The organism is Nocardia acidivorans NBRC 108247 (assembly GCF_001625085.1).
Classification (GTDB): Bacteria; Actinomycetota; Actinomycetes; order Mycobacteriales; family Mycobacteriaceae; genus Nocardia; species Nocardia acidivorans.
In genome coordinates this window covers 1-13,909 of sequence record NZ_BDAW01000084.1, presented here as the reverse complement: position 1 = coordinate 13,909, position 13,909 = coordinate 1, and the positions used below count along the sequence as shown (strand labels likewise).

General features: G+C 61.6%; 13 protein-coding genes and 1 tRNA gene. 6 read left to right on the top strand and 8 right to left on the bottom strand.

Annotated elements, in window-relative coordinates:
* Window positions 1-153: 153 nt before the first annotated feature.
* Together NA10_RS29755 and NA10_RS29750 are read left to right on the top strand one after the other, a co-directional pair.
* Window positions 154-1,023, top strand: coding sequence for a helix-turn-helix domain-containing protein (locus NA10_RS29755; RefSeq protein ID WP_067573910.1), 870 nt, complete (start codon window positions 154-156; stop codon window positions 1,021-1,023).
* The gene (locus NA10_RS29750; protein WP_067573861.1) at window positions 1,020-1,355 is read left to right on the top strand and encodes a DUF397 domain-containing protein; all 336 of its coding nucleotides are present in this window, start codon (window positions 1,020-1,022) and stop codon (window positions 1,353-1,355) included. Before NA10_RS29755 ends, NA10_RS29750 begins: the two co-directional genes overlap by 4 nt.
* Before the next feature lie 71 nt (window positions 1,356-1,426).
* Here NA10_RS29750 and NA10_RS37205 read toward each other — a convergent pair whose 3' ends face one another.
* The 6 genes from NA10_RS37205 to NA10_RS29725 all read right to left on the bottom strand — a co-directional run bounded on the left by NA10_RS37205 (window position 1,427) and on the right by NA10_RS29725 (window position 6,663).
* Window positions 1,427-2,014, bottom strand: a complete 588-nt coding sequence (locus NA10_RS37205; protein ID WP_157556825.1) for a hypothetical protein — start codon at window positions 2,012-2,014, stop codon at window positions 1,427-1,429.
* Window positions 2,011-4,380, bottom strand: a complete 2,370-nt coding sequence (locus tag NA10_RS29740) for a TPR repeat domain-containing protein (protein WP_067573858.1) — start codon at window positions 4,378-4,380, stop codon at window positions 2,011-2,013. The genes NA10_RS37205 and NA10_RS29740 overlap by 4 nt, the downstream gene beginning before the upstream one ends.
* Before the next feature lie 4 nt (window positions 4,381-4,384).
* Complete coding sequence (locus NA10_RS37200; RefSeq protein ID WP_157556824.1) at window positions 4,385-4,687, bottom strand: hypothetical protein; 303 nt, start codon at window positions 4,685-4,687, stop codon at window positions 4,385-4,387.
* Between the two features lie 67 nt (window positions 4,688-4,754).
* Window positions 4,755-5,171 (bottom strand): YbaB/EbfC family nucleoid-associated protein, encoded by a 417-nt coding sequence (locus NA10_RS29735; protein WP_157556823.1) that lies wholly within the window; start codon window positions 5,169-5,171, stop codon window positions 4,755-4,757.
* Window positions 5,172-5,413: 242 nt separating this feature from the next.
* Window positions 5,414-6,340 (bottom strand): IS3 family transposase, encoded by a 927-nt coding sequence (locus NA10_RS29730; protein WP_067573855.1) that lies wholly within the window; start codon window positions 6,338-6,340, stop codon window positions 5,414-5,416.
* Window positions 6,340-6,663, bottom strand: coding sequence for a transposase (locus NA10_RS29725; RefSeq protein ID WP_067573854.1), 324 nt, complete (start codon window positions 6,661-6,663; stop codon window positions 6,340-6,342). Before NA10_RS29725 ends, NA10_RS29730 begins: the two co-directional genes overlap by 1 nt.
* Window positions 6,664-6,776: 113 nt before the next feature.
* Here NA10_RS29725 and NA10_RS29720 point away from each other — a divergent pair, with 113 nt between their 5' ends.
* From NA10_RS29720 to NA10_RS29705, 4 genes are all read left to right on the top strand, one after another.
* Window positions 6,777-8,537 (top strand): RHS repeat-associated core domain-containing protein, encoded by a 1,761-nt coding sequence (locus NA10_RS29720; RefSeq protein WP_169812668.1) that lies wholly within the window; start codon window positions 6,777-6,779, stop codon window positions 8,535-8,537.
* A gap of 1,414 nt (window positions 8,538-9,951) precedes the next feature.
* The gene (locus NA10_RS29715; protein ID WP_067573852.1) at window positions 9,952-10,719 is read left to right on the top strand and encodes a trans-aconitate 2-methyltransferase; all 768 of its coding nucleotides are present in this window, start codon (window positions 9,952-9,954) and stop codon (window positions 10,717-10,719) included.
* A gap of 142 nt (window positions 10,720-10,861) precedes the next feature.
* Complete coding sequence (locus NA10_RS29710; protein WP_157556821.1) at window positions 10,862-11,638, top strand: PP2C family protein-serine/threonine phosphatase; 777 nt, start codon at window positions 10,862-10,864, stop codon at window positions 11,636-11,638.
* Between the two features lie 99 nt (window positions 11,639-11,737).
* Window positions 11,738-11,811 (top strand) — tRNA-Met (locus tag NA10_RS29705).
* Window positions 11,812-12,326: 515 nt separating this feature from the next.
* Here the strand turns inward: NA10_RS29705 and NA10_RS29700 are convergent.
* Both NA10_RS29700 and NA10_RS29695 read right to left on the bottom strand, forming a co-directional pair.
* A complete protein-coding gene (locus NA10_RS29700) occupies window positions 12,327-13,280 on the bottom strand; it encodes a MerR family transcriptional regulator (protein ID WP_067573850.1) in 954 nt (317 codons plus the stop codon).
* A 293-nt stretch (window positions 13,281-13,573) separates the two neighbouring features.
* Window positions 13,574-13,822: a hypothetical protein gene (locus NA10_RS29695; RefSeq protein WP_040814762.1), complete on the bottom strand. Its 249-nt coding sequence runs from the start codon at window positions 13,820-13,822 to the stop codon at window positions 13,574-13,576.
* Between the last annotated feature and the right edge of the window lie 87 nt (window positions 13,823-13,909).

Sequence of the window (13,909 nt, the reverse complement as noted above, 5' to 3'; positions counted from 1 at the left end):
CCTTCGGCTCACCTTCGCGGACAGGAACACAAATAGTGATGCAGATCATACGACGTCATTTTACTAAAATAAATAGTCCTATGTGGAGTCAGGATCATGCGCGTGTCTGTAGTAGGGTGTGGCGAGAAGTTCACCCTGAGGACGGGAGTGCTCGTGGTCGTGACATCGCCGGTCGTAGCTGATTGGGAGTTGCGCCTTCGCATTCGCGAGCAGGTCGAACGGCACGGACTGAAGGGCGGTGCGATCGCTAAAGCGCTCGGAATTACGCCGCAGTACTGGTCGAGCGTGACCGTCGGCAAGTTTTTGTTCCCACGCGAACTGCTCGAGAAGACTCTGGACTTGTTGGAGTTCGACGACGACGAGCGACGTGAGCTGCTGGTCCTGCGGGATTTGGCGAAGGAGCGCGCGCCGTTTGCCGCGTACAGCGCGCTGTTCGGGGAATCGCTGATGCGGCTGTACGGACTCGAAGCTGGAGCTCATGCTGTCAGGACCTTCGAGAACAGTGTGGTTCCTGGCCTTCTGCAGACCGAGGACTACACCCGTGCCCTCATGCGATCCACGGCAGCGACCAGACCCACGGAAGCCGAGCAACGAGTCCGTGCCCGGTTGGATCGCCAGCGTCGTCTCGACCCGCCGGACCCGCTGCAGTTTTCGGTGGTGATCGGTCAGGCCGTGTTGATGTGCCAGGTCGGAGGTCCGCAGGTGCACAAACAGCAGCTGCAGCACCTGCGAAACCTCGCTGCGGATCGGTCCAACACCGTCGACCTGCGGGTGATCCCGTTCGAGGCTGGCGATGCGCTCGCCGGCCTGAATGCCGCGACTTTTCATCTCTTGGACTTCCAGAGCGCACGGCTCCCGACCGTAGGCTGGTTGGAGACGGCCATCTACGGGGAACTCACCGAGGATGCGCGCAAAGTTGATGCATTGCAGTACCTGTACGAGCAAGCTAGGGCAATTGCGCTGAGCGGGGACGATTCCCTGCTGCTGATCGACCGCATCGCAAGTCAGATAGGGCAAACGTGAGCACGGAGTTCTTCAAGTCCACCTATAGCGGGGCGAACCAAAGCTGCGTGGAGATCGCTCATCGCTCCGACGTCGTCTTGATCCGAGACAGCAAGTATGTTGGGCCAGATGAGATTCGGCCAGTGGTAGCGGTCCCGGCGTCACACTGGACAGAGTTTCTCGACCTTGCCCGCGGTGGCAACTCCGCGCGTTTGGGTGAGCTGGCCATGACGGTGCACGACGATGGGGGCGCATCGATCGCGGGGCGCGGTCAGACCTTGAACTACACCGCGGCTGAATGGGATGCCTTCCTGAAAGGCATCGTCGACCAGCAATTCCGCCGACCAGCGTAAGCGGTTGCTGGGCCGGGCCTCTAAACAGCAGTTCGGTGCTGGTCTCGGATTTCGACGCTAGGTGATTATGCCTACTGGCTTAGGGTCTCGATGTTCTTGATGAGGAGTTCGGCGGCGCTCCCTATCTGTTCGTCGGTGATTGCCAGGGTGTCGTTTTCATTGATGATTTCCATGGAACCGACCCATGGATCGATGCGGGTGGTGAGTTCGACGACGCCTTTGGTTTGGATCGGACCCGTTTTGATGCGTGCGTCGTGGATCCAGATTTCCTTGCCGTGCCCTGGCAGGGGTGCGAAGTTGTTTTCCTTCAGATAGGGAGTCAAGCCGCCATCTGCTTCGTCGGCTCGGGTCGGCCTGAGTGCGACGCTGGCGGTGAGTGATGGATTGCCAGCCGTGACCGGATTGAAGACACAGGTGAAAGCGTCCTTCACGGGCTGATCCGCTTGGCGTTTGCCAGTGAGATAGGACGGTTTGACGGTGTCGATCGGGAAGTCGGTACGGAAGTAGTTCAGGAATGGAGCACAGAAGTCCTGGACAGTCGGTGCCGGTTTGCTGGTGTCGGTCTTGCTATCGCACCCGGCAAGGGACGCGATGATGATCAGGGGAGCAAGGGCTGCGATAAGGCGCGCTGAACGAGCGCGGTGGTCTCGGTTGCTCACTTGACGGCGGCCCTGCCTTCCAGGATGTGGGTTTTGAACTTCTCGAGTTGATCAGTGAGGATTCCGCCTCGATAAGAATCGAGAATGTTCTCCAGGTTCGAGTCCAAGGTGGTCGCATCGCCAGCCGCTTTTGCGGCGTCCTCATAGCTTTTCAGCTGGCCATCGGAGAACAGGTTGCTGTAGCGGGGGTCGTGCGCGAGGGTGCCGTCCTGTGACTGCAGGACTTGCGCGACCTGGTACAGCGCGCGGGCTGGCGCGTAGTCGTGAGCGTTGCTGAAATTTGCTTGCGCGGGATCGGGTGCGGTGTAGGCGTATCCGATCATGTTGATCTTGGCGTACGGGTTGGAGACATCCAACAGCGGTCCGAACGCATCCTTGAGGACCGGGCTCACGAGCGGGGCCCATTTGACCCCGGTTGCCAGCAGTCCTTTGCCGGTGTCCCAGCCCGCGCCTTCCTTGGCGAAGTCCTGAATCGCGGCGCGGATATCGGTCGCCTTCTGAGCATCCAATTGACCGGTAATCCCCTGATCGACGATGCCGAGGAGCGCGCCCGACTTGGATGCCAACTCACCATGCGGGTTCGCCGGGTCCACGAGAACCGATTGGACCCACTCGGTTTGCAGGTTCTGAGCTATCGACAACGCCTTGGTGTTGAATGCGACAGCGGCATCCTTGTCCGTGTCGATGACCGAGAAGATCGCACGCGCACCGGAGTGATCGGCGGTGGCCCGATCTTGAGAAAGCCCCGTGAAGTCATGGGTGTTGACGAAGTCCTTGGGGACTCCGACCATGTCGGCGATGTACGGGCTGAGAGCGGATCCGAGTCCTTGCGCGGCAAGCGGATTGATGGTGCCCAACGAGGCCGTGGTGCCGCCGTCGAGGTGAAGCAGGTTGTCCTTGTGGGCGGCGACATAGTCGGCGACCGCGGATGCTGTTTGTCCAGCCCGCGCTGAAATATTGTGATTCGGGTCGTTCGGGTCCGTGTTGGTGGCATCGGATTCCACCCAGGACAGCATCTTCTGCACTCCCGCACCATCATTGGCCCAATGGTGGTGCAGCAGATTTTCCATCGCTGTGTCTTTGGTGCCAGCCGGTACACCGGTGTCGGTGAGGATGTCGTGCACTGCGATCTTGTCGCGGCCACCGACGTCGACCAGGCTCTGGAGCAGACCCTCGCCGGTGCCGTGGCGGTGGTCGGTATCGACGTTGACGCCGTAGTTCGCTTGCGGGGCGATCGCTGATGCCTGTAGCAATAGCTGTTTGTTGATGTCACTGCCCGGTGCGGATCGAGAGTCCGCGAGGCCCATCATCTTCGTGACCTTCGACAGGTCGTTCGCGTTCAAGTTCGCGTACGGCTTACCGGGGTGGACCTCGTACTTGTTGGTCAACACTGAACGGAGATCCGAGGGTAGTTGGTTGAGCCCGCCCTGGGGGTGCACGGTAATTCCCAGCAGCGATTCCGTCCCGGCTGAGTGCACGTTCGGGTTGGCCAGGGTGTTCAACTGATTCGCCACTGTCGCTGCGGCATTGGTGTCGTGGTTGCCAGTGAGACGGTCGGTCATCGAGGTCAGTCCATTGACGCCAGCGGTGTTGTAGAACTCGTGGAGGTAGTCCCATTGCGCCTCGGTCAGAGTGACCTGTTGTCCGGCGTTGATCGCCGCGACGTCAGCGGGTGCGATGCCCGCCGCGGATAGTCGAGCTGCGATGTGTTGCAGGTCGGCGTCGGTGGCCTTGCCGCCTGCGGCCAGCTTGCCGTCGTCAACACCCTGCTGCTTTGCGATATCAGGATTGGTCAATGAGCCGGGCTTGGCACCCTGAGAGGCTTGGGGCAGTTCGTTGAACGCGTTGGTTATGCCCTCGACGACACCTTGCGCGGCGACCGAAGCGGCGTGCAACGCGCCTTTCAACGTGGTCGAATACTGGTCAGCTTGGCGCTGTAGCACTCCGAGTTTGAGGGCCGCATTGTCCGTGTCCAACAGCGCATTTGCTGTTTGCGCCAGCGACAAGATCACCGTGCCATCTTCGCCCCAGCGGTACCCCTCGGCGGTAACCGTGTCCAGTGTCTGTCTCACGGTGGTTTGCGCGAACCGCATACCGCGCGAGCCGATCGCGATGGCCGTGCCGGCGGCCTCGAGCGCGCCGACGGTTTTGTAGCCCTGGTCTCGGACGGTCAAACTCTTGTCACGTAGCCCGTTGCCGAACTTGCCTACCAGGTAGTCCGCCGAGTTGCCGATGCTGGTGTATGCGCTGTCGAGCTCGGTTTTCAGTGTGGTGGACTGCTGTTTCCACGTAGTTGCCTGGGTGTCGAGAGTGTCGAGCTGCCAGCTGCTCACCTGGGAGATAGTGGGTATCGCGGTCTCGCCCATCGGATCAGTTTCCCTGCGGGAATTGACCAGCGTTGTGTTGATCTGTCGCTGCCACCGTATTCAAACCCGATGTCGTGGTGCTGGCCATAGTCCGGACCTGCTGGATCGTCGATTCGATCGCCGAGGCCGCAGACTGTCCTCCAGACGAGCAGGCTGCACCCACCCCTGTCCCCGCGGTAGCGGAAGCTACTGCTCCACCCTGTTGATCCACATGGATCGTGCCGAGGGTGTCCGCGCTGGCATTCATAACGGTGATCAACTCGCGCACACGTGGCTGATCGACGTATAGGAAATCATCGGCGCTCACTGCAGGTCCCCCTGAGAGTCTGTTGTGTCAGCTTCGCTGGACACTGTAACCGGATGTGGAGTCGCAGTCAGTCCGCGGCGATCCGCGACTTGCGTCGATATGGATCGTCGTCCTCGTCCCAAGGATCCTCGGCGGCGGCCGGAGGTGCTGGAAGCGCCCGCGCTGGAGCGTCGCCGACTAGCTCGACAGCGCTGGCGATACGTGGATCAGCCCGAACCTCGTGAACGAGCTTCTCGATCTCAGCCTGTGCCTGCTCACGAGCCTTGTTGATCAGATCAGTAATCAGAGTGCCGAGTCGAGCGCCACTCGGGGCCACCGCCTCATCGATCGAAACGGCTCGTATCTGGCCATTGGCATACACATCGACGTAGACTCCCTCGGCCCTCAGCGCAGCACGACCGTTACTCATAGCGCTGGCCAGCCGGTCCATCTTGGTGCCCAGAGACTCGACATAACCACGTGAACTTGATTGTGGCGAACTCATCCGCGCCCTCCTCGAGAGTGTGTTCGCTATGAATCTACGTACCGATATGCGGACCGTTGTCGATCCCCTCTGATCTTAGGCCGGTCTCGAAGCTTACCTGGCGTAATTGCAAGCCCCCCTTATGGTTTGGCGACGCAACAGGTAGTCCGAGAGGCTCGTCGGTCCGGGGCTCGTTCGAAGGTGATCGACCCTCTGATTGCATCAAGGTGGTTTGAGGTTCCCCCCGAATTGTGGACAGTTGGTTACGCGGCGTTAGCCGATGCTGTCGTGAGGGACTGTTCGTAGCGGATGGGGCTGATGCCGCCGATCGCTGAGTGTCTTCGGGTAGTGTTGTATCTGTCGATCCAGTTGTCAACTGCGACAACGAGTTCGGTCTTTCTGGCGAAGATGTGCCGATAGTAGAACTCGTGTTTGAATGTCGACCACAGCGATTCGGACGGGCTGTTGTCCCAGCATATGCCGGTAGCGCCCATCGAGCGGCGCAGACCGTGGCGGGCACAGGCTTTCCCGGTCAAACCGGCAGTGAACTCGCCACCACGGTCCGAATGCAGGATCGTGCCGCGTACCCGGCCGCCGCGTACCGCCACAGCCTGCTCGATCGCGGCCTCGACCACGTCCGCGCCGATATGGTCGGCCACCGCGTGCCCGAGGACCCGGCGTGTGTGCCCGTCCCGGATGGCACACAGGTACATATCGCCTTCACCGCAGGTCAGGTACGTGAAATCGGTGGTCCACACGGCATCGGGGCGGCCCTGATCGAACTCCCGTGAGACCAGGTCCGGCGGGAACGACGCATCCGGATCCACCACGGTGGTACGGACTTTGAACGTGCGCGGGCTGATGCCCTCGACGCCAATCTCGGCCATGATCTTCGCGACGGTCTTGTAGTTGACCCTCTCGCCGTGTTCGCGCAGCTCGTCGGTGATCCGCGGTGATCCGTAGGTGCCGTCGGAGTCGGCGTGCACGGCAAGGATTTTCACCGTCAGGTCCGCGCGCCGCTGCTGTCGTGGTGTCAAAGTGTCTGCGGCCCTGCGTTTTCGCCACTCGTAGAATCCGGACGTGGACACGGTTAGCAGTCGTGCCATGCGGGTGATGGAGAATCGCTGCCCTTGCGGGGTGGGAGTGCCGGAGGTCTCGGCGACGTCGTCGGGGCCGGCGTACTTGGCCATCAGATCGAACCGGGCCGGTTCTTCTGCATCGCGGCAAAGTACGCCGAAGCTTTTACCAGGAAAGCGTTGTCTTTCTCCAACTCGCCGACTTGCCTTCGCAGCCGCAACAATTCGGCTCGCTCGGCCGCATCGAGAGGCTTCTCGTCATGGACCTCGGCGGCGGTGATCCTGCGCCGCTCGTCCTTGACCCAATTGCTCAGCAGGCCCTCGTTCAGGCCCAGCTCGCGCGCGACTTCGGTGATCGTGCGATCGGAATCGATCACCCGATGCGCAGCCTCGACTTTGTACTCGGCCGTGAACGACCGACGCTTGCGAGGAGGCATATGGACATCCTTCCAGCAGAACCACTGGTCCTGCCAAATCGGTGTCCACTATCCGGGGGGAACCTCACGACGCCTCTGGGGCAATCAGTACTGTGGTCGACTTGCTTGGGCAAGTGGTGAAATACACCGACGTCTCAGGAGTGGTGTCCGACAATAACTTTGATCCTGCTGGGCGACTGACAAAGAGTACGACCACCGTTAAGGGTATTGCCAGCGTGATCACATATAGCTGGGATGATGCATCGCAGCTGACGTCTATCGGTCTCGACGGAAACTCGGTTGCTACTCCTGGCTATACCAATGCAGGTGAACTGGCCAGCGTGGCCTACGCCAACGGTTCTCGACTCGACGCGTTGGGTCGCAACAGTGCAGGTGTTCCGACTGCGTTGACGTGGAAGACCAAGCAGTCCACCGTAGTGGACACAGTGACCCGGTCCCGAAACAACAGGATCACCGACGACGTGATCACTGCGGACGGAACGACCGTCGCCACCTACGCCTATACCTTCGACGCCATCGGTCGCTTGGTAGGCGCAACCGTTCCGCATCACCAGCTGACCTATCGGTTCGACGGTGCGAACGGATGCGGACCCGCTGTCAGCGCGGGCAACAACACCAACCGCACATCGTATTCCGATGTGTTCGACGGTGGGGCCCCCGCGAACACCACCTATTGCTACGACAATGCAGACCGTTTGCTGTCGACCAGTGGCGCAACCGCGCTCTCGTTCGCTTATGACAACCACGGCTCCGCGACCCAGGTTGGAGGCGATCAACTCGGTTATGACGCCACCAATCGACATATCTCCACCAAAACCTCTGCGGGAACCCAGGTCGCGTACAAATTTGATTCTGCCAACCGACTAATTGCCCGCACCGTGACAGGGGCGGCCCAACAAGCAGACAACACCAGCACTCGCTACGGATATGGTTCCGCATCCGATAGCGCAGATGTAATTCTCGACGCGAACGGCGCAATGGTACAGCGCGTCGTAAAGCTGCCCGGCGGGGTGCTGCTGACAAAGAAATATGGGCAGTCACAATCGACGAATTGGTCGTATCCGAATTTGCACGGCGACATCCTATTCACCGCTGATGGCGCAGGCACCAGATCCGCACAGATATACCTCTACGACCCTTACGGTCAGAACATCAACCCCTTGACCGGCGCGTTTGGCGATATCCCGATAGCGGCGACGGCTCAGGGCGGCATGGATTACGGATATCTTGGTGAATATCAACGCCCCGTTGAACATGTCGCTGGTATCCAATCGATCGAGATGGGAGTGCGCACGTATCTGCCGATTCTCGGTCGGTTCCTGCAAGTCGATCCAATTCCCGGCGGATCTGCCAATGCCTACGACTACGTGTCTGGCGACCCTGTCAACAACCTTGACTTGGCGGGTACGAATGATGAGGCCTTGACGGCCGCGGAGCTCGCAGCGCTAGCCGCCTTGGCTGCCAGCGGTGCCGGAACCGGTCTAGCTATCGGTATCGGGCTGGGTGCACTAGCTTTAGCGCTCGCCGCTGACAGTCCCACCTCGAAGGGCAGGCCGAACGGCAAAGACGCGGTAGCAAAGGGCGACTGGCAGCACGTCAAGGACGACCACACCGAGCTGAATGGGAAACCGGCAGATCCTACGAAGGGAATCTTTGAAGGTAGCGAGAAGACAATCAAGGATAGAATTGCGAAGGCTATCGAAAAAGGATTTGAGAGATCCAGAACTGACGATCGCCGCGAGTTCGACTACGATTTCGGTGAGCGAATCGGCAGAGAAGGCCCGGGAAATACAAAGGTTCCCAACAAGCCGCGCAATGGAATTAAGGTTGTAATAGATAAGGAGGGCAAGCTTGTTACGGCACATCCCATCTAGATGGCATTTCTAATGCGTTTTGCGACAGCCGACGCGGCGGTTGATCGAAAGTTCTCGGCTGGCTAGTATTCGGATACTCCGAGGATCGGAGTTTGCCAGCCGGAACTCAACGAGTATCGGAACAAAGAAGCGGCGTCAGCCGTAGCGCAGCAGATCAGGAGAGCAGTTCGGCATGTCGGATATTCGGGACTTCAATACCACTGGCTGGATGGCCTACTTCAGTGGATCTGAGGCTGTCATAGCTCGCCAAAGGGACGTCGATGGCTGGGACCCAGTCACCGGAACAGCCCTGATCGTAGATGCCGAGCAGGGAGTTCGTCGCCTGGTAACAGACTATCCGGACTTCTCGCATCTCGAACGGACAGGTCGTGTGGTCGCCGCCTTACCTGGGGCCGGTTGGCGTGTCCGCACACTTCCCTGGGGGGAGGATCCCGCCCCGGTTGAGGAGGTACTCGCGTGGCTTGTCACATCTGATGGGAGGATGACCGCCATTGCTGTGGGAGAAGACGGAACCTTCGGTGCAGTCGGTGAACCTCAATGGTGCTTCCCTCCGGGCAAGGAAGTATCATAAGCCGCTCCCTGGCGATGCATTTCATCCCAGGCGCCGCGCGGTTGCATAAGCAATACTGACTATCTTGAGGCGAATGGCTCGCAACTTGCGGGTTTCGGGCCATTCCCAGTCAATTGGGTCAATACTTGGAGAGTGCTCAACATGGGATGGGATCTGATCCTGACACCAGTCTCTTACTAGCCGCTTACAAGGTCGTTCAGCTCGGATGAACGCGCCATCTGCCAAGCGGTCGTCTGGCGTCAGATTTCGCTGATACGGCTTCATGACTGTCTCGACCATCGTCACGATTCATCGATGAACGACGCCGGGGTTCACCCATGTATCCGATCGGGCCGTTCCTCAGGGCGCGATTCCGGCCGGTTGTGGGTCTGTGGCCTGTTGAACGGATGCGGTTCTGGGTTTATGTGGAGGTTGGTGCGTCATGTTCGGTAGGGCGCTAGCCGGAGACGGGATGCCTCATCTATGCCGGTCACCACCGGACGTGTGGGCATTCACTAATGAACTGCACCGACGGTCGAAATTGCTGGTCAAATGGGTCGATTTGGCATCAAATTTGGCATCACGACAGTGCGGGACCTGACGGACGGTGTGGGATCAGCCGGACAAGGCGGACGGTTGAAAACTCTCTGACCTGTGCAGACGGGACGTGTTGGAGCGGTCGGGAATGTTCTGGATGGCGTCGTGTTGGCTCATAACCCAGAGGTCGCAGGTTCAAATCCTGTCCCCGCTACTAGCGACAAAGGCCCTCGAAGATCTTCTTCGAGGGCCTTTGTCGTCTCTCTGGCCGAAGTGTTGCCGTACCGGTGAAGTGCATCGGCACGGTTGATGTCCGGGAGGAGCGGCATGTGGGATCCGCGGCAGTATCTGGCCTTCGATGATCATCGGGCGCGACCGTTCTTCGATCTGGTGCAGCGCGTGTACGCCGATAAGCCGCGCCGCGTGGTGGATCTGGGTTGTGGGCCCGGGAATCTGACATTGACACTGGGGCAGCGGTGGCCCCGGGCGGCGCTGGAGGCGAGCGATTCCTCCCCGGAGATGGTGGCGGCGGCCCGGGCGCGCGGAATCGACGCGCGGCAGCTGGATGTGCGGGAGTGGCGGCCGAGCCCGGATACCGATGTGGTGGTCTCCAACGCGGTGCTGCAGTGGGTGCCCGAGCATCGAGAGTTGCTGGCCGCCTGGGCCGGTGCGTTGCCCGCGGGCGCATGGCTCGCCTTCCAGGTGCCCGGGAACTTCGACGCGCCGTCGCATCGGGCGATCCGCACGCTCGCGGGGTCGGGTCGGTGGCGGGGGCCGCTGGCCCCGGCCGGACTGCTGGAGCCGCGCGCGGTGCTCGATCCGGCGGGGTACGCCCAATTGCTGACCGCGGCCGGATGCGTCGTAGATGCTTGGGAGACAACCTATTTGCAGCGTTTGACCGGTCCGGATCCGGTGCTGGAGTGGGTGACCGGGACCGCGTTGACCCCCGTGCGCGATGTCCTCGACGATGCCGACTGGTCGGACTTCCGCGCGGAATTGGCGCCCCTGCTGCGCGAGGCGTATCCAGAGCAATCCGATGGCACCACCTGGGTGCCGTTCCGACGGATCTTCGCGGTGGCGCAGACTCCGAGCTGATCGGCGATAACGGTCTGATCTCGGCTTATGGTGGATTCCACAGCAATCGCACAGGCAAATCGGGAGCAGCACACGGGTTTCGGTCGTTGAATGGGGGAGTGCTGGGCCACAGCACCCGTGAGGCCGAGTCCCAGGAGGGGCCATGCACAGCGAGGCGATCGAGATCGGCGCCGGTGACCCCGTGGAGTCCGCCGGACAGGTGTGGTTGGGACGGGTCGCCGGGTCGGCGGCGAGCCGGGTCGGCCGCCGCACCATCAATGCCGATGCCGTCGCGACCTTCACCGATGCCCGACTGGGGCGCACCGCATTCGTGGTGGCGGACGGCGTCGGCGATCATCTCGCGGCCGCGCGGGCCGCCCGGCTGGTGGCGCGGACCGCCGCCCGGGTGGCGGTCGTACAGGGTGCGCACGCGGGAATCCTTGCGGCACAACAGGAATTGCTCCGCGAACTGCCCGAGGAGGCGGCGGACAGCGTCCTGGTGGTGGCGGTCGTCCCCGCCGCCGGTTGGCCCGACGGCCCGGCCGATATCGCCTGGGTCGGCGACTGCCGCGCCTACCGCTGGAACGGCCGCGCGCTACAGCGGATCACCATCGATCACACCGTGGCCGAATACTTCCGGTCGCGCGGACACGAGCCGATGCCCGGAATGGCCCATCTGGTAACGACTTCCGCGCGCACCGTGCAACCCGATGACATCGGCCGGGCCGCCACCGGCTCCAGCACCGGCCGCCTGCTGCTGTGCAGTGACGGCGTGGGCAAGAAACTCGATATGGTCGCCATCAAATCCCTACTGGCCAAGGGTGATTCGGCAGGCCACGCCGCCGAAATCCTGGTCGAGACCGCCCTCGCCAACGGCGGCACCGACAACGCCACCGCCCTGGTCGTCGACGCCCAGCCGCTGCCCGCTCAGCGCACGTAGCTCGCCGCGCCCATCGCCGCCGCACAACCCTTCCGACAGGCAGGCATCACCCCGTTTTGGAGTTTGCGGGCACCCCGGGGTAACGTCGTTCTCACCCGACGCGGGGTGGAGCAGCTCGGTAGCTCGCTGGGCTCATAACCCAGAGGTCGCAGGTTCAAATCCTGTCCCCGCTACAAATGAGGGCGGTCCTGACCGGTAGGTTTCAGGACCGCCCTCAATCTTTATCGAGGTTTGTGGCAACGGATTTGATAACCGTCCGGTATGTCCTTGCCCAGTAGCACGACCAACACCGTGAAACCCATTGCTGCCAGTCGTTTTCCGTTGGACGCAGTGGAACTGCATGGGAGGACTGCGTTCGTTGGGGTGCTGGCTCAACGATTGCTCGATGTTGTCGGTTCGAATCTCCGGGGTGGCACGCACGGCATCTACACAGACGCTCATCCGCCGTGAGCTGCGGATTTCCGCCGATATGCCGGTGGTGCGGCGGAGCTATCGGCGGTCGAGGTCATAGGTTCCGCTGAAGGGGCGAGTCCATTGACGGGCCCGTCCGTTCGGAAGCCGATTAGGGCTAGCTCTAGCAACTCAAGTGCACTGTATTGCCGATGACAGCTCACTTCTTGGCTCCCCGCGCGGTGATGTCTGCGATCTGGCAGGCGCGCAGATCGGACGGGCCCGCCAGATCTAGCGGTTACATGGGTCCTGCGTCCACGCCCGGGTGGGCGCGCAGGGCGGTGGCGAGCCACGTGAACACCGGGGCCATGTCGGGCAGTTCGGGCCAGCCGTTGATGGCGGACACCAGCCGCCAGTAGCGCTCCACACGTGGGTCGTTGGCGACCTCGAGCCGTTCCAGGATCCAGCGCCGCAGGAGCGCGTCGTCGGGCTTGCCGAAGGTCTCGGCGTAGCGGGCGGTGAGGGCATCGACCACCCGGGCGGCCTCCAGCGAGTCGGCATTCAGTCCGTCCGCGAGCGCCGCGCCGACCTCGGTGCGGACTGCTTCGGTCAGGTCGTGGTGCAGTCCGGTGGTGTCGCCGTTGGCGCGTTCGCGAGCCTGATACTCGGCCATGGCTCGGACCGCGGCACGAAAGTCGGTGTCCTGCACCAACTCCACAAGGTCCATCCATGCTGTGAGCTGAGCGGTACTCGGGTCGTCGGGGAGTTCGGGCATGCTGGTGCGGACCAGCTCCACCATGGCCGGGTTCGCGTCGACACCGCTGTAGGCCGCGTCGACGAAGTCGTTGATCAGCCGCTGTCGCTCGGCCTGGGACAGGCGCATCAGGTTGTGCATGAGTTCCATTTCCTCTCTCTGGGAACCCCGCTCGGCTACTGCTCGCAACACCGCTCGCCGCATGCGAAGGATCCGGATCTGTACCTCGAGAGCATCGGCATGTGCCGCGGCAACAGCGGCCACAGAGGTCTCCTGCGCCAGGACCCGGGACACGGTCGGCAGATCGATCCCCAGCTCGCGCAGTGTGCGTACCAGTTCCAGGCGTGCGGCGGCATCAGCGTTGTAGAGCCGGTAGCCGGTCGGGCTGTGAGTGGTCGGCGGCACGATCCCCTTGTCGGAGTAGAACCGAATCGTCTTGACCGTCAACCCGGTCCGCTCGGCCAAAGCCCCGATCGTGAAGAGCGTGTCGTCGTCCATGCCCCAACCCTCCTGTCTCCCCCTGATGGAGACTCAAGCCCCGAACACGGCAGATTCTCGGCAACCTCCGATGCACGACCATCCTCTCCTGCCGCTTCCCGCGCGGTTCAAAGCACCAGCGCGGGCCTGTGGAAAATCAACGGGCAGAGCCTCGTTCGGCCAGGGGCGACGCACCATAATGCCGAAGAGCGGACAGGCCGAAAATAGCCCATCGCCCTCAGCGTCATTGCGGTCTGGCCTGGCAACAGGTGGTCCCTGGGATCAGCGAGGTAATCAGGACCTCTGATAGTCCGCTACAACCGGGTGCCCTCTTTGGCCTTTGCGATCGCCCATAGCAGCAGATCGACAGGAACCTCATTTACTGCCGGGCTGATGCGCACCACCGCATCGTTCCATGTTCCGTCGTCTGGGACTACAACGGCGAAGTGGGAGCCGGGCGCGGGTATGGCCGGGTCAGTGAACTCGAAGGCTCGCTGATCCACACTGAGATCGTCGACATCGAGTATCTGTATCTGTCGCCCCTGGAAGATATTGCCAGTCATGGTGTTAGTCCTCGATCAGTTCATCGACGTGGAAGTAGCCAACAATCTTCAGCCCTTCGGTGATGACAACTACCGAGCCGACCTGGT